The organism is Pseudomonas sp. 25 R 14, from assembly GCF_900004755.1.
Lineage (GTDB): Bacteria > Pseudomonadota > Gammaproteobacteria > Pseudomonadales > Pseudomonadaceae > Aquipseudomonas > Aquipseudomonas brenneri.
Genome location: NZ_CVTS01000065.1, coordinates 157309 through 171499, shown reverse-complemented (window position 1 = coordinate 171499; position 14191 = coordinate 157309). Strand labels below are relative to the sequence as shown.

General features: G+C 59.9%; 15 protein-coding genes. 5 read left to right on the top strand and 10 right to left on the bottom strand.

What is annotated here, in order from left to right; translation table 11 throughout:
- Nucleotides 1–16 precede the first annotated feature (16 nt).
- From BFQ03_RS24035 to BFQ03_RS24025, 3 genes are read right to left on the bottom strand one after another with little or no spacing between them, the layout of a single operon-like run.
- Complete coding sequence (locus BFQ03_RS24035; protein ID WP_065944173.1) at nucleotides 17–637, bottom strand: DUF1120 domain-containing protein; 621 nt, start codon at nucleotides 635–637, stop codon at nucleotides 17–19.
- 38 nt (nucleotides 638–675) lie between these two features.
- Nucleotides 676–1296: a DUF1120 domain-containing protein gene (locus BFQ03_RS24030; RefSeq protein ID WP_032859982.1), complete on the bottom strand. Its 621-nt coding sequence runs from the start codon at nucleotides 1294–1296 to the stop codon at nucleotides 676–678.
- A gap of 32 nt (nucleotides 1297–1328) precedes the next feature.
- Entirely contained in the window at nucleotides 1329–1949 is a 621-nt protein-coding gene (locus tag BFQ03_RS24025) for a DUF1120 domain-containing protein (protein ID WP_032859981.1), read from the bottom strand.
- Nucleotides 1950–2362: 413 nt separating this feature from the next.
- Between BFQ03_RS24025 and BFQ03_RS24020 the strand changes: the two genes are divergently transcribed.
- From BFQ03_RS24020 to BFQ03_RS24005, 4 genes are all read left to right on the top strand, one after another.
- Nucleotides 2363–3172: a response regulator gene (locus BFQ03_RS24020; protein WP_065944172.1), complete on the top strand. Its 810-nt coding sequence runs from the start codon at nucleotides 2363–2365 to the stop codon at nucleotides 3170–3172.
- 202 nt (nucleotides 3173–3374) lie between these two features.
- A complete protein-coding gene (locus BFQ03_RS24015) occupies nucleotides 3375–4010 on the top strand; it encodes a response regulator (protein WP_032859979.1) in 636 nt (211 codons plus the stop codon).
- A 94-nt stretch (nucleotides 4011–4104) separates the two neighbouring features.
- Nucleotides 4105–4575: a nuclear transport factor 2 family protein gene (locus BFQ03_RS24010; protein ID WP_032859978.1), complete on the top strand. Its 471-nt coding sequence runs from the start codon at nucleotides 4105–4107 to the stop codon at nucleotides 4573–4575.
- A gap of 36 nt (nucleotides 4576–4611) precedes the next feature.
- Nucleotides 4612–4896 carry a GIY-YIG nuclease family protein gene (locus tag BFQ03_RS24005; protein ID WP_065944171.1) on the top strand — a complete coding sequence of 95 codons (285 nt, stop codon included), beginning with the start codon at nucleotides 4612–4614 and terminating at the stop codon, nucleotides 4894–4896.
- A gap of 205 nt (nucleotides 4897–5101) precedes the next feature.
- Here BFQ03_RS24005 and BFQ03_RS24000 read toward each other — a convergent pair whose 3' ends face one another.
- Together BFQ03_RS24000 and yejK are read right to left on the bottom strand one after the other, a co-directional pair.
- Nucleotides 5102–5455, bottom strand: a complete 354-nt coding sequence (locus BFQ03_RS24000) for a glutaredoxin family protein (protein WP_032859976.1) — start codon at nucleotides 5453–5455, stop codon at nucleotides 5102–5104.
- Nucleotides 5455–6459, bottom strand: coding sequence for a nucleoid-associated protein YejK (gene yejK / locus BFQ03_RS23995; protein ID WP_065944170.1), 1005 nt, complete (start codon nucleotides 6457–6459; stop codon nucleotides 5455–5457). Before yejK ends, BFQ03_RS24000 begins: the two co-directional genes overlap by 1 nt.
- Before the next feature lie 396 nt (nucleotides 6460–6855).
- Here yejK and BFQ03_RS23990 point away from each other — a divergent pair, with 396 nt between their 5' ends.
- Nucleotides 6856–7137 carry an HU family DNA-binding protein gene (locus tag BFQ03_RS23990; RefSeq protein WP_032859974.1) on the top strand — a complete coding sequence of 94 codons (282 nt, stop codon included), beginning with the start codon at nucleotides 6856–6858 and terminating at the stop codon, nucleotides 7135–7137.
- A 196-nt stretch (nucleotides 7138–7333) separates the two neighbouring features.
- Here BFQ03_RS23990 and rlmF read toward each other — a convergent pair whose 3' ends face one another.
- The 5 genes from rlmF to BFQ03_RS23965 all read right to left on the bottom strand — a co-directional run bounded on the left by rlmF (nucleotide 7334) and on the right by BFQ03_RS23965 (nucleotide 14039).
- On the bottom strand, nucleotides 7334–8350 hold the full coding sequence (gene rlmF, locus BFQ03_RS23985; protein ID WP_032859973.1) for a 23S rRNA (adenine(1618)-N(6))-methyltransferase RlmF: 1017 nt from the start codon (nucleotides 8348–8350) through the stop codon (nucleotides 7334–7336).
- 227 nt (nucleotides 8351–8577) lie between these two features.
- Nucleotides 8578–11424, bottom strand: a complete 2847-nt coding sequence (locus BFQ03_RS23980) for a valine--tRNA ligase (protein WP_032859972.1) — start codon at nucleotides 11422–11424, stop codon at nucleotides 8578–8580.
- Nucleotides 11425–11571: 147 nt separating this feature from the next.
- Complete coding sequence (locus BFQ03_RS23975) at nucleotides 11572–11955, bottom strand: hypothetical protein (RefSeq protein WP_032859971.1); 384 nt, start codon at nucleotides 11953–11955, stop codon at nucleotides 11572–11574.
- 7 nt (nucleotides 11956–11962) lie between these two features.
- Nucleotides 11963–12391: a DNA polymerase III subunit chi gene (locus BFQ03_RS23970; protein WP_032859970.1), complete on the bottom strand. Its 429-nt coding sequence runs from the start codon at nucleotides 12389–12391 to the stop codon at nucleotides 11963–11965.
- A 157-nt stretch (nucleotides 12392–12548) separates the two neighbouring features.
- On the bottom strand, nucleotides 12549–14039 hold the full coding sequence (locus BFQ03_RS23965; protein WP_032859969.1) for a leucyl aminopeptidase: 1491 nt from the start codon (nucleotides 14037–14039) through the stop codon (nucleotides 12549–12551).
- Nucleotides 14040–14191 lie beyond the last annotated feature (152 nt).

Genomic DNA, 14191 nt, shown 5'->3' with positions numbered 1-14191 from the left:
CATGGGCGCCCAAGGCTTACAGGTACTTCACTTCAAGGGTGGCCGAGCCGTCGAGCGTGACCTCGTTGCTCAGGTCCAGGCCATCGGTGCGGGCGATGGAGGTGTCTACCACCAACTCGGTTACCAGTTCCTTGATGGCGGCCGGTTGGGTGGCATCGTCCAGAGTGGCCAGCGCCATGTACAAGCCGGCGTCCCAGAGCTTTTCGCTGTACCAGGTATTGCCGCCATCGGACGAAGCGATTGTTTGCATCTGTGCCCCATCGGCAACGGCGTTGCGTAGCATCAGTTGGAACCAGCCCAGCTTCTGGGTGCCGTTGATCAGGCCCAGGCCATAGTCGGAAGACATGATGGATGAACCGGCACGGTTATCGATGGAGTGCAGGGCAAACTGGATGGGGGCTTCGCATACCACCACCAGGGTCATGACGTGTGTACCGATCAATGTGGGATTGTCCGGACGCAGGTCTTTTGCGGAGATCTTGCCGTGGTCGATGATCCCGCCACTGCTCATGTTCGGTGTGCAGGCGCTGGGCACGATCAGCCCCTTGACGGTCAGGTCCACGGTGGAGGCAGCATAAGCGGTGGTGGAACCGAGGAACATCAGGCCGGTGGCGATGGCCGTAAACAGGGGCTTCATGGCGGCGAATTCCTTTTGATAGCGTTTATGTGTGGCGCTTAGAGGTAGTTGACCTGGACCGTGGCGTGCCCGTCGACGGGGACTTCATCGGTCAGGGTCAGGTCGTCGGCGGGGGCGATATGGGCGTACAGGCGGATCTCGGCGTCGAAATTCTGTACCGCGATGGGTACCAGTTGGTTACCTATTGCGACGGCCGTCAGCATGGTGTGGGTGAGCAGGCTGGTCGGCAGCCACGTCACGCCGCCGTCTTGTGAGGTGATGGTGCGTACAGCGACACCATCAGCCACAGGGGCATACAGATGAAAGGCGGTACCGCCGAGCTTTTCGCCTTCCGGTGTCATCCCCAGTCCATGCCAGAAGTCGTGATTGGCGGAGGAGCCTGCGCGGTTATCGATGGTGGTCAGGGTGAAAAACGTCGGTGCTTCACAGCGCACGCTCAATTGTATGGATTGGTTGGGCAGTGAGGTGTACTGCTCGGCGTTCAGGTCTTTGACCGCCAATTTTCCGAAGTCGACCATGCCTCCTCCGGAGATCAGTGGGGCACAGGCGCTGGGGGTGATACTGCCTTTGACCGTGAGGTCGGTATTGCTGGCGGCCATTGCGATTGACGATACGCCGGCTAGGCAGGCAACCAAGGGGATGCTGCGAAGAAAGTGCATTGTGTGAGCCCTCCTGGCGTTCTGGTTTGGCATTACAGGTACATCACTTCCAGCGTTCCGGAACCGTCGATAGGCTGCTCTTCGCTGAAATCAAACTGATCCGCGCGAGCGATTTGGGTGGCTACTTCAAGGTCCATGACCAGATCCTTTACCGGGATCAGCGCCGTGGCATCATCCAGGGCACCCACACCCCACAGGGTTTGCAGTTCCCAGAGCCTCTCTGCATACCAGGTACTGCCACCATCGCTAGACGCGATGGGTTGTACAGCGACGGCATCAGCCACCATGTTCAGAGGCGTCAGATAAAACCTGCCGAGTTTCTTGTTCTCATTGATCAGGCCCAGGCCGAAATCGCTGCTGCCGGTGGATGTTCCGGCACGGTTGTCGATGGGCCTGATGGCCATGGCGGTGAGGCCTTCGCAATTGATCGTCAGTTGCAGCGTGAACCTGGGAAGGGATGTCGGGTTGTTCTGTACCAGGTCCTTGGAGGCGATCTTTCCATGGTCGACAACACCGCCGCCGGAGAGGGTTGGTGTGCAGGCGTTGGGTGTGATCAGGCCCTTTACCGTCAGGTCCACGGAGCTGGCGGCAAAGGCAGATGCAGAGCTGGCGAGCAACAGGGCAGTGCCCAGCAGGGTTAGGGATTTGTTCATTTTCAGGTTGTTCCAGTGCAAGGTCGGCTGTTGAAGCGCGCAGGGCAATGCCTTTCCCTGGACAGGGGCAGGTTGCAAGGCGGCTTGGCGTATCTGTTTCAGGTCTGCCGCAGTGCGGCATCCCTGTTCCCTCTGGTTGGGGTGGGCGCAATTTATCGAGAGGCGGGGACTGGGGGAATACAACTATTACGACAATGGCGGGGCGGATAAAAAACCGCTTGTGCCATGTCGGAATAGTTTGTTTGGCATGTAGGACAAGTGGTTTTTTCGTAGTAGTTGCATCGTCACCAAGGCGTTCATAGCGATATTTTTAGGTGGCGATGGCGGTCATATGAGTGTTTGTGATGCGCTCTCTGACCGTTGCGTCAGTGCCAGCCGGGCGCTGTAGAACTGATCGCAACACTGAGGTGAACATGGAGACTGGCGTATCGTTGAACGCAGTGCTTTCCCGTGAACTGAGACCCTCGACCGTTCCGCCACCGCATTGGCAACATCTGAAGGTATTGGTGGTGGAGGACCACTCTGCCTATCGCGCCTTGATGGGGTGGTTTCTGAAGAAGCTAGGGTTGGGCCATCAATTGGTTGGCGATGGGCTACACGGGCTGGCGGCCCTCGCCGAATGCCCTTTCGATCTGGTCATCAGCGATTGCCAGATGCCACTGATGGACGGCTACAGCATGAGTCGTGCTATCCGTCGTCGTGAGTGTGCCAACGACCTGGCGCGAGTGCCGATCATTGCATTGACGGGTAACCTGGTACACGACGATCCCCAACGCTGTCGCGATGCGGGTATGGACGCCTGGTTGCTCAAGCCGTTGTCCCTTGAGCAACTGCATAGCGTATTGGCATTGTGGCTGCCCGGCCCGGCCGATGCGAAGCTGCACGCGCCGGTCTCGGAACTCTGGCCGAGCCGTATTGACCTGATCGAAAGCTTTGGTGATGCCCGCGTGGTGAATCAGATGCTCGCCAGTCTGCTTTGTGAGGCCCGGGAAGACAGTGCAGCCCTGGATCACGCCCGCATGACCCTGAATGTGCCGCTGACTGCCGAACGCCTGCATCGCCTGGTGGGAAGTCTGGCCTTTCTCGGCGTCGCAGAGTTGGAGTTGCGCGGGATGCGCCTGATCGAGCATGTCCATACCCAAGGCATTGTGTTGACAAAACCGCAGCTGGAAGCGTTCCAGACGGACCTGCGGGCCTACCTCGTTTACCTGGGCTCGTTGTGATGTGCTCGGCGATTTGTAGGGGGATGGAGTTCTGTGTTGAAGGCTTTGGATGTAGGTGTTTTCTTTTTATTTTGTAGGTTTTGGTTGGGTAACTACCAAACATTGATCTCGGCGAAAAAAGCGCGGGACTTAGGCGGTTGTTGAGGGCGGCTGGCGGAGGTATTTTGCGCGGACTCAAATTGCCATCATTCGTGGGTACCTAATGCTTCGCGTAATTATTGCTGACGATCATCCCATTGTACGTATCGGGCAGAGAGTGGTGATCGAGGCGAATAGCAGATGCAAAGTGGTGGGGGAAGCCGAGGGCCCGGATGAATTGCTTCGGCTGCTGGAAAGCACTTCTTGTGATGTGCTGGTGACTGATTTCGCTATGCCGGGAGGCCAGCAGGCCGACGGCTATGGCTTGCTGAGCCTGCTGCGCCGCCAGTATCCGAAGTTGCCCGTGATTCTGGTGACCATGTTTGCCAATGTCGCCACCTTGCGTGCCTCCTTTGCCCATGGCGCCCAGGCCATTGTCGCCAAAAGTGCCTCGGCCAAAGAGTTGCCCCAGGCGATCAAGGCGGTGAGCGCTGGGCAGACCTTTGTCAGCGAATGCCTGCGGGTTCAACTGGTGGAGGCTGGCACGGGGGATCAGTCGCAGCAGCCACAGTTGTCCGGCAAGGAGCGGGAAGTGGTGCGTATGCTCGCCAGCGGCATGACGGTCAGTCAGATCGCCGTACGGGTCAATCGCAGCATCTCCACCATCAGCAAACAGAAAAGCACGGCGATGAACCGGCTATGTATTTCCACCGATGTGGATCTATTTGCCTATGCCCGCAGCTGCGGCATGGTGCCATAGGGGCACACCCTTGGCATTTCGGGCGTCAATATCGATGGTGCTCCAGGTCTTTGCACACTATCGTGACTTTCCAAGCCTTTGCTGGATGCTGCCCATGCGCGATGCCCATAACGCCCTGATTACCGAGTTCTACAGCGCCTTCAAGCGCCTGGATGCCGAGGCCATGAGCGCCTGCTATACCGACGACGTGGTGTTCAGCGACCCGGCGTTCGGCGAACTACGTGGACGTGATGCCGGTGACATGTGGCGCATGCTCACCACCCGGGCCAAGGACTTTTCCCTGACCTTCGACAGCGTGCGCAGCGATGACGCCACCGGCAACGCCCACTGGGTGGCCACCTACCTGTTCAGCCAGACTGGCAACACTGTGGTCAACGATATCCAGGCGCGCTTTGTGTTTCGCGATGGCAAGATCTGCGAGCACCACGATCACTTCGACCTGTGGCGCTGGTCGCGCCAGGCGCTGGGTACCAAGGGCCTGTTGCTGGGCTGGACGCCGTTGGTGCGCAATGCGGTGCGTAGCCAGGCATTAAAAGGGTTGAAGGCGTTCCAGGCCAGTCGTTGATAAGATCAGCGTTTCTTTGCTTGGCCAGAGTCCGTTGTGAACAATCCTTCTGAACCCGTCGTTCCCAAGCCTTGGTTTGTCTACTTGGTGCGTGCGGCCAATGGCTCGCTCTATTGCGGGATCAGTAACGACCCGGTACGCCGCTTTGCTGTGCACCAGAGCGGCAAGGGTGCGCGGTTTTTCCTGTCCAGCCCCGCCGTGGCACTGGTCTACACCGAAGCCTGTGCCAGCAAGGGCGAAGCCCTGCGCCAGGAGCGGCTGATCAAAAAACTCAGGAAAAGCGCCAAGGAGTGTCTGGCGCGGGCTTATCAATCTGATTGATCAGTTCCCATCAGGCCCAACGGTAGGCCGCCGGCCTGGTATGCGCGGGTATTGAGCTTCGGCCGTGGCACTTCCCGCGCCAGGGGTATCCCACTGTAGGAGCGAGCTTGCTCGCGAAGAACGTCAACGATAACGCAGCGCTAACAGTTAACCTGCGTCGCCTGTACGTTTTTCGTCGGAACGCCGCCCGGAGACAAGCTCGCTCCTACGGGGTTAGTGCCGACAGGATGGCCTCGGGGTTGTATTCGCGAATCAGCGTGCCGTTCACATCCACAAACGGAATCCCGCCGCCGCCCAGCGCTTGATAGGCCTTGCGGCCTTCGGGATCCTGGTCGATATCGACGCTCTTGTAGGGAATGCCCTTCTGATCCAGGAATCGCTGGATCTGCTTGCAGTAGCCGCACCACTGGGTGGCATAAAGCACCACCCGCGCTGACGCCCGGGTCTGCTCCGAGACCACCTGCGAGGGGTTGAACACCCGCTGGATCTTGCCCCAGTTCTGGAACACCACCACCACCAGCAACACCAGCAGGACTTTTTTCAGGACCCCGCCAAGCATCAGTTGCGGCGCTTGAGCTGGTCGGTCAGTTGGGTCGGCAGGCCCTTGATGATCAGGGTGCCGGCGGCCTCGTCGTACTCGATCTTGTCGCCCAGCAAATGCGCTTCAAAGCTGATGGACAAGCCTTCGGCGCGCCCGGTGAAGCGGCGGAACTGGTTGAGGGTGCGCTTATCCGCCGGGATTTCCGGGGACAGGCCGTAATCCTTGTTGCGGATGTGATCGTAGAAGGCCTTTGGCCGATCTTCATCGATCAAGCCCGAAAGTTCTTCCAGGCCCATCGGTTCGCCGAGCTTGGCCTGGCTGCTGGCGTAGTCCACCAGGGTCTTGGTTTTCTCGCGGGCGGACTCGTCCGGCAGGTCTTCGCTCTCGACGAAGTCGCTGAAGGCCTTGAGCAGGGTACGGGTCTCGCCCGGCCCATCGACCCCTTCCTGGCAGCCGATAAAGTCGCGGAAGTACTCCGAGACCTTCTTGCCGTTCTTACCCTTGATAAAGGAAATGTACTGCTTGGACTGCTTGTTGTTCTGCCATTCGGAGACGTTGATCCGCGCCGCCAGGTGCAACTGGCCCAGGTCCAGGTGACGCGACGGGGTCACGTCGAGCTGATCGGTCACGGCCACGCCCTCGCTGTGGTGCAGCAGGGCGATGGCCAGGTAGTCGGTCATGCCCTGCTGGTAGTGGGCAAACAGCACGTGGCCGCCGACAGAGAGGTTGGACTCCTCCATCAGTTTCTGCAGATGTTCCACCGCGATCCGGCTGAAGGCGGTGAAATCCTTGCCGCCGTCGAAATACTCCTTCAACCAGCCACTGAACGGGTGCGCGCCGGACTCGGCATGGAAGAAACCCCAGGCCTTGCCTTGTTTGGCGTTATAGCTCTCGTTGAGATCGGCGAGCATGTTCTCGATGGCGGCGGACTCGGCCAATTCGGAGTCACGGGCGTGGAGAACTGCGGGCGTGCCGTCGGGTTTTTTGTCGATCAGGTGGACGATGCAATGACGGATCGGCATGGGCTTCTCGGCTGGTTGGGCGGGAGCGGTCGGCCTCCCGGAAAAAGTTGCCAGTGTACCGCACCCGTTGGTCCCGGCGTCGTTTGAAGCGGTTTCGGGAGCCCTCTGACGGCTCATATGCCTTTTTTTCACGGTTTAGAGCGATAAAGCTGACCAAATGGGTAGGTAGAAGCGGATATTTCCCCGTCTCTGTGCTAGTTTTGCCCCGTCTTACGCGATGTATCGGCGTTAAGCGTGCATTCAGCATTTGTCAGGTCGAACCAAACCCCGTTTCAGGCATCTATAACCCCGATCTCTCGCGGTTATGGCCAGGGGTGCCAGGCCATGATGGTCGGGCTCGATGGCTGACACTGCACTCTGCAATCCAAATGAATTTGATAGGGAAGGAACACCACAATGGCTTTGACTAAAGACCAACTGATCGCTGATATCGCCGAATCCACTGACACCACCAAGGTTCAAGTACGTGCAGTACTGGAGCAACTGGCTCAGATCGTTGGTGACCAGCTGGACAACGGCGGCGAAATCACTCTGCCAGGTGTTGGCAAACTGAAAGTGACCGAGCGTCCAGCCCGTACCGGCCGTAACCCTTCGACTGGCGCTGCCATCGAAATCGCTGCCAAGAAAGTGATCAAGCTGGTTGTGGCCAAAGGCCTGACCGATTCGGTCAACAAGTAAGACGCAGTAAAAAAACCGTGCTCCGGAGCGATCCGGGCACGGTTTTTTGTTGCCTGCGTTTTTTGCTTTATCTGTAGGAGCGAGCTTGTCTCCGGGCGGCGTTCCGACGAAGAACTAAAGCACACCGCGTTAAACCAGGGAGAACACGTGATCGTTGGCGTTCTTCGCGAGCGAGCTCGCTCCTACAGGAGCGAGCTTAGCGCACCCAGCGCTGGCGCCAGAGCTGCTGCTCGTTCTTGGTCTGGAAGGTCCAGGCCACAAAACGGCTCTGTTTCTGGCCCTGGGACATCTCCACCACCTGGCTTTCCAGCACACCGGCTTTTTTCAGCGCAGTCTCGATGGCGGGCAGGTTGGAGGCTTTTGACACCAGGGTGCTGAACCACAGCACTTTATGGGCAAAGTGCGCACTTTCGGCGATCAACTGCGTGACAAAGCGTGCTTCACCGCCTTCACACCACAGCTCTGCCGATTGGCCACCGAAGTTCAGCACCGGCAACTTGCGCTTGGGGTCGGCCTTGCCCAGGGCACGCCATTTACGCTCGCTGCCTTTGGTCGCTTCGTCCATGGACGCATGGAAGGGCGGGTTGCACATGGTCAGGTCAAACCGCTCACCCGGCTCCAGCAGGCCCAGCAGGATGTGCTTGGGATTGGTTTGCTGGCGTAGCTGGATCACCTTGCTCAGGTCGTTGGACTGCACGATGGCCTTGGCCGCGGCGACCGCTGTCGGGTCAATCTCGGAGCCGAGGAAATTCCAGCGGTAGTCCATGTAGCCGATCAGCGGGTAGACGCAGTTGGCGCCCATGCCGATGTCCAGCACCTTGACGATCGAGCCACGGGGAATCTTGCCGTCATTGACACTGGCCAGCAGGTCGGCGAGGAAGTGCACGTAATCGGCACGGCCCGGCACCGGTGGGCACAGGTAGTCAGCCGGGATATCCCAGTGCTGCACGCCATAGAACGCCTTGAGCAACGCCCGGTTGAATACCCGCACCGCATCGGGGCTGGCGAAGTCGATGCTTTCCTTGCCGTAAGGGTTAAGGATCACGAACTGGGCCAGTTCCGGCGTGGTCTTGATCAGCGCCGGGAAGTCGTAACGGCCCTGGTGGCGGTTGCGTGGGTGCAGAGTGGCCTCTTTGCGTGGCACGACGGGCTTGGCCGTGGCGGCGGTTTTCGGCTTCTTGCGCGGAGGTTTTGGCGTGCTGGGGGCGGTCATGGGCTACGTCGATTCTGGGGTTGCTTCAAAAGTGGTGAGTATTGTCACACATTCCGAAGTTGATCTCGGTTAAATGTGGGAGCGGGCTTGCTCGCGAATGCAGTGTGTCAGTTATTGGGTGTGTGTCTGATATACCGCATTCGCGAGCAAGCCAGCTCCCACATTGATTGGGTTTCAACACCAAAAAAAAGAGACCCGAAGGTCTCTTTTTTAACGCAGGCCGGCCCTTACAGGCTGGAAATCCGCGCATGTTGCTCCGCCAACTTGCCCAAGGCCTGCTCGGCCTCGGCCAGCTTGGCGCGTTCCTTGTCGATGACTTCGGCCGGGGCCTTGTCAACGAAGGCGGCGTTGGACAGCTTGCCGCCGACGCGCTGCACCTCGCCTTGCAGGCGCAGGATTTCCTTGTCCAGGCGCGCCAGTTCGGCATCTTTGTCGATCAGGCCGGCCATCGGCACCAGCACTTCCATCTCGCCAACCAGTGCGGTAGCGGACAGCGGTGCTTCGGCGCCAGCGGCCAATACGGTGATCGACTCCAGCTTGGCCAGCTTCTTGAGCAGGGCGTCGTTCTCGGTGAGACGGCGCTGGTCCTCGGCACTGGCGTTCTTCACGAACACCGCCAATGGCTTGCCCGGGCCGATGTTCATCTCGGCGCGGATATTGCGCGTGCCGAGCATCAGGGCCTTGAGCCATTCGATATCGCTTTCGGCCGCCTCGTCGATGCGGGCTTCATTGGCCACTGGCCAAGGTTGCAGCATGATGGTCTTGCCTTCGATACCGGCCAGCGGCGCCAGGCGCTGCCAGATTTCTTCGGTGATGAACGGCATGAACGGGTGCGCCAGGCGCAGCGCCACTTCCAGCACGCGCACCAGGGTGCGACGGGTGCCGCGCTGGCGTTCGATCGGGGCGTTTTCGTCCCACAGCACCGGCTTGGACAGTTCCAGGTACCAGTCGCAATACTGGTTCCAGATGAACTCGTACAAGGCCTGCGCGGCCAGGTCGAAACGGAACTGGTCGAGTTGGCGGGTCACTTCGGCTTCGGTGCGCTGCAACTGCGAGATGATCCAGCGATCGGCCAGGCTCAGTTCAAAGGCTTCGCCGTTCTGGCCGCAGTCTTCGCCCTTGTCCAGCACGTAGCGCGCCGCGTTCCAGATCTTGTTGCAGAAATTGCGATAGCCTTCGACGCGGCCCATGTCGAACTTGATGTCGCGACCGGTGGACGCCAGCGAGCAGAAGGTGAAGCGCAGGGCGTCGGTGCCGTAGCTGGCGATGCCGTCGGCAAACTCGTCGCGGGTCTGCTTCTCGATCTTTTTCGCCAGTTTCGGCTGCATCAGGCCCGAGGTGCGTTTTTGCACCAGGGTTTCCAGGTCTATGCCGTCGATGATGTCCAGCGGGTCGAGGACGTTGCCCTTGGACTTGGACATCTTCTGGCCCTGGCCGTCGCGGACCAGGCCGTGCACGTACACGGTCTTGAACGGCACCTGCGGGGTGCCGTCCTCGTTCTTCACCAAATGCATGGTGAGCATGATCATCCGGGCAACCCAGAAGAAAATGATGTCGAAACCGGTGACCAGCACGTCGGTGGAGTGGAATTTCTTCAGGAACTCGGTCTGCTGCGGCCAGCCCAGGGTCGAGAAGGTCCACAGGCCCGAACTGAACCAGGTATCCAGTACGTCGTTGTCCTGTTGCAGCGTCACGTCTGCGCCGAGGTTGTGCTTGGCGCGCACTTCGGCCTCGTCACGGCCGACATAGACCTTGCCCGACTCGTCGTACCAGGCCGGAATCCGGTGGCCCCACCACAGTTGACGGCTGATGCACCAATCCTGGATGTCGCGCATCCACGAGAAATACATGTTTTCGTACTGTTTGGGCACGAACTGGATACGGCCATCTTCCACGGCAGCAATCGCAGGTTCTGCCAGCGGCTTGGTGGAGACGTACCACTGGTCGGTCAGCCATGGCTCGATGATGGTACCGGAGCGGTCGCCTTTCGGCACTTTCAGGGCGTGGTCATCCACGCTGACCAAAAGGCCAGCAGCGTCGAAGGCAGCAACGATTTGCTTGCGCGCTTCGAAACGATCGAGACCGGCGTATTCGGCCGGGATCTTGCCATCGATGCTGTCATTGAGCGTACCGTCGAGGTTGAACACCTGGCAGGCCGGCAGAACGGCGGCATTCTTGTCGAAGATATTCAGCAGCGGCAGGTTGTGGCGCTTGCCGACTTCATAGTCGTTGAAATCGTGGGCCGGGGTGATTTTCACGCAACCGGTACCGAATTCAGGGTCGCAGTAGTCATCGGCGATGATCGGGATGCGACGACCCACCAGCGGCAGTTCGACGAACTTGCCGATCAGTGCCTGGTAGCGCTCATCGTTCGGGTTAACGGCCACGGCGGAGTCGCCGAGCATGGTTTCCGGACGGGTGGTGGCGACGATCAGGTAGTCGTTGCCCTCGGCGGTCTTGGCGCCGTCGGCCAGTGGGTACTTGAGGTTCCACAGGAAACCTTTCTCGTCGTGGTTTTCCACTTCAAGGTCGGAAATCGCCGTGTGCAGCTTGGTGTCCCAGTTGACCAGGCGCTTGCCGCGATAAATCAGGCCATCTTCATGCAGGCGCACGAAGGCTTCCTTCACCGCTTCCGACAGGCCATCGTCCATGGTGAAGCGCTCGCGGCTCCAATCCACCGACGAGCCCAGGCGACGGATCTGACGGCTGATATTGCCGCCGGACTGGTCCTTCCATTCCCAGACCTTCTCCAGGAACTTTTCGCGGCCCAGGTCGTGACGGTTTTGGCCGGTGGCTTCCAGTTGGCGTTCCACCAGCATCTGGGTGGCGATACCCGCGTGGTCGGTGCCCGGCTGCCACAAGGTGTTGCGACCCTGCATGCGGCGGAAACGGATCAGGGCGTCCATGATCGCGTTGTTGAAACCGTGACCCATGTGCAGGCTGCCGGTGACGTTCGGCGGCGGGATCATGATCGTGTAGGAATCACCCGCGCCTTGAGGGGCGAAGTAATTCTCGGATTCCCAGGTGTTGTACCAGGAAGTTTCAATGGCGTGCGGCTGGTAGGTCTTATCCATGCGCGGCGGGACCCTAGTTGGCATTTATTCAGGAAAGCCGACAAGTATAACGGGGGATAGGGGAGAGGGCGAGATGAAGAGGGGCTTAAGACTTGCGCTGACCAAATGTGGGAGCGGGCTTGCTCCCACAGGGGGTATCTGCGTGGCTTAAGACTGGTACTGGCTGAGCAACCGCTCCATGCGCGCATCCATCCGGCGCTTGATCTCGGTTTCGATATGCGGGGCAAAATCGTCGATCACGTCCTGCATGATCAATTGCGCAGCGGCGCGCAGTTCGTTGTCCAGGTGCAGCAGCAGGGCGTCGGGGGCCTTTTCGGCGACGGGTTCGGCTTGGACGGTGGGCGGCTCGACTGGTTCGGCAGCGGCGGGTTTGGCGCCGACCATATCGAACAGCAGGGGAATCTGTACCTCTTCTGCGACGGTATCGGTCAGCAGCGGCGGTTGCAGGTTGTCATCACCCAGCAACTGGCGGATCGATTCAAGGTCGTCCAGCAGGTGGTCATCTTTTTTAATCGGGTTGGGAGTGTCCATCGTGTGCTCAGAGTCGCTGTAATCGGTGATCTTGCAGAGAATAGCCCTGTTCGCGGTAGAAACGGAAACTCTCCCGCGCGGCCTGACGAATAGCCGGATCTTCCACCACCACTTCCGCCACGCGGGCGAAACCCTTGGCGAAGGCCGGCACTTTCAGGTCCAGGTTGACCAGCAGGTCATGGTGATCGCCGCAACTGTCGCCCAGGCCCAATGCCACCAAACCGTCTGGCTCTGATTCTGCAGGGCCATGGGGCACGAAGCTCTCGCCCTTGAAGCGCCACAGGCGGGCATCGAGGTCGTCACGCTGGGCGGCATCGCTGCAATGCAGGTAGATGCGGTGGCCCATGCGCCAGGCCTTTTCCGTGAGCTTGCAGGCAAAGTCCAGGCGAGCGGATGGATCGGCGCTGGGCAATATATAGAAGTCGACTTGGGTCATTACATTTCCTGGAGCAGCCTTGCCTGCTTTCCCCTGTAGGAGCGAGCTTGCTCGCGAAGAACTCAAGAGCAACGCGTTTATTCAGGCTGTACGCGTTATCGTTGACGTTTTTCGCGAGCAAGCTCGCTCCTACAGGGTCAAGCAGTGGCCGTGAGGTTTAGGCCTTGGCGCGATCCAGCAAGTACTGGGTCAGCAGCGGAACCGGACGACCGGTAGCGCCCTTGTCCTTGCCGCCGCTGGTCCAGGCAGTGCCGGCGATATCCAGGTGGGCCCAGTTGAAGTTCTTGGCAAAGCGCGACAGGAAGCAAGCGGCGGTGATGGTGCCGGCCTTTGGCCCGCCAATGTTGGCGATGTCGGCGAACGGGCTGTCCAGTTGCTCCTGGTACTCATCGAACAGCGGCAATTGCCAGGCGCGGTCGTCGGCAGCCTTGCCGGCGCTGAGCAGTTGCTCGACCAACTCGTCGTTGTTGCCCAAAAGGCCCGAGGTGTGGGAACCCAGGGCAACGATGCAGGCGCCGGTCAAGGTGGCGATGTCGATCACCGCCTGCGGCTTGAAGCGCTCGGCGTAGGTCAGGGCATCGCACAGCACCAGGCGGCCTTCGGCGTCGGTGTTGAGGATTTCCACGGTCTGGCCGCTCATGGTGGTGACGATATCGCCAGGGCGCGCAGCACCGCCGCTCGGCATGTTCTCGGCGCAGGCCAGGATGCACACCAGGTTGATCGGCAGCTTGAGTTCGAGCACGGCACGCAGGGTACCGAAGACACTGGCGGCGCCGCCCATGTCGTACTTCATTTCGTCCATGCCGGCGCCAGGCTTGAGGCTGATGCCGCCGGTATCGAAGGTGATGCCTTTGCCAACCAGGGCGAACGGCTTGTCGGCTTTCTTGCCGCCGTTGTATTGCATGACGATCAGGCGTGGTGGTTGGTCGCTGCCCTGGCCCACGGCATAGAACGAGCCCATGCCCAGTTCCTTGATCTTCTTCTCGTCCAGGACCTCGACCTTCAGGCCCTTGAACTCTTTGCCCAGTGCCTTGGCCTGTTCGCCGAGGTAGGTCGGGTGGCAGATGTTTGGTGGCATATTGCCCAAGTCGCGGGTGAACGCCATGCCGGCGGCGATGGCCTGGGCGTGGGTCGCGGCACGCTGGACTTCAGCCTGTGCGGCCTTGATGGTCAGCAGGGTGATTTTCTTCAGGGCGCGGGGTTCGGCTTTCTGGCTCTTGAACTGGTCGAAGGTGTAGCCGCCATCCAGCAGGGTTTCGGCCAGCAGGCGGGTCTTGCCATAGCTGTCGCGGCCCTTGACCACGATTTCGTCCAGCGCCAGTGCCGCATCGCTGCCGCCCAGGCCCTTGAGGGTGCTGAGGATGGCGCTGATGATCTTGCGGAACGGGCGGTCGCCCAGTTCAGCGTCCTTGCCCACGCCTACCAGCAATACGCGGTCGGCTTTGAGGTTAGGCAGGCTTTGCAGCAGCAGGCTTTGCCCGACCTTGCCGGCCAGGTCGCCACGCTTGAGCACGGCGCTGATGGCGCCACCGCTCAGTTCGTCGACTTGCTTGGCGGCGGCGCCGAGCTTGCGGCCTTCGCCGACGGCGACCACGAGGGTGGCGGTCTTCAACGTTTCGGGGCTAACGCTTTTTACAACCAATTCCATGTTCGGGTCCCTTATATAAGGTCAAAGAGCCTGGAGTCTGTACTCCGGCCTGTAGGCTGGGCCACCTGTAGGCGACCGCGACAAAGCCCGCAGTTTGTACCGCGCCGCCCAGGCCTGACAACCCTTGACGCCAGCTTTGTGCACCGGTGTGA

Excerpts from the sequence above, each read along its gene's own strand:
- BFQ03_RS24035 (WP_065944173.1), bottom strand. The coding sequence starts at position 637 with ATGAAGCCCCTGTTTACGGCCATCGCCACCGGCCTGATGTTCCTCGGT.
- BFQ03_RS24030 (WP_032859982.1), bottom strand. The coding sequence starts at position 1,296 with ATGCACTTTCTTCGCAGCATCCCCTTGGTTGCCTGCCTAGCCGGCGTA.
- BFQ03_RS24025 (WP_032859981.1), bottom strand. The coding sequence starts at position 1,949 with ATGAACAAATCCCTAACCCTGCTGGGCACTGCCCTGTTGCTCGCCAGC.
- BFQ03_RS24020 (WP_065944172.1), top strand. The coding sequence starts at position 2,363 with ATGGAGACTGGCGTATCGTTGAACGCAGTGCTTTCCCGTGAACTGAGA.
- BFQ03_RS24015 (WP_032859979.1), top strand. The coding sequence starts at position 3,375 with ATGCTTCGCGTAATTATTGCTGACGATCATCCCATTGTACGTATCGGG.
- BFQ03_RS24010 (WP_032859978.1), top strand. The coding sequence starts at position 4,105 with ATGCGCGATGCCCATAACGCCCTGATTACCGAGTTCTACAGCGCCTTC.
- BFQ03_RS24000 (WP_032859976.1), bottom strand. The coding sequence starts at position 5,455 with ATGCTTGGCGGGGTCCTGAAAAAAGTCCTGCTGGTGTTGCTGGTGGTG.
- yejK (WP_065944170.1), bottom strand. The coding sequence starts at position 6,459 with ATGCCGATCCGTCATTGCATCGTCCACCTGATCGACAAAAAACCCGAC.
- BFQ03_RS23990 (WP_032859974.1), top strand. The coding sequence starts at position 6,856 with ATGGCTTTGACTAAAGACCAACTGATCGCTGATATCGCCGAATCCACT.
- rlmF (WP_032859973.1), bottom strand. The coding sequence starts at position 8,350 with ATGACCGCCCCCAGCACGCCAAAACCTCCGCGCAAGAAGCCGAAAACC.
- BFQ03_RS23980 (WP_032859972.1), bottom strand. The coding sequence starts at position 11,424 with ATGGATAAGACCTACCAGCCGCACGCCATTGAAACTTCCTGGTACAAC.
- BFQ03_RS23975 (WP_032859971.1), bottom strand. The coding sequence starts at position 11,955 with ATGGACACTCCCAACCCGATTAAAAAAGATGACCACCTGCTGGACGAC.
- BFQ03_RS23970 (WP_032859970.1), bottom strand. The coding sequence starts at position 12,391 with ATGACCCAAGTCGACTTCTATATATTGCCCAGCGCCGATCCATCCGCT.
- BFQ03_RS23965 (WP_032859969.1), bottom strand. The coding sequence starts at position 14,039 with ATGGAATTGGTTGTAAAAAGCGTTAGCCCCGAAACGTTGAAGACCGCC.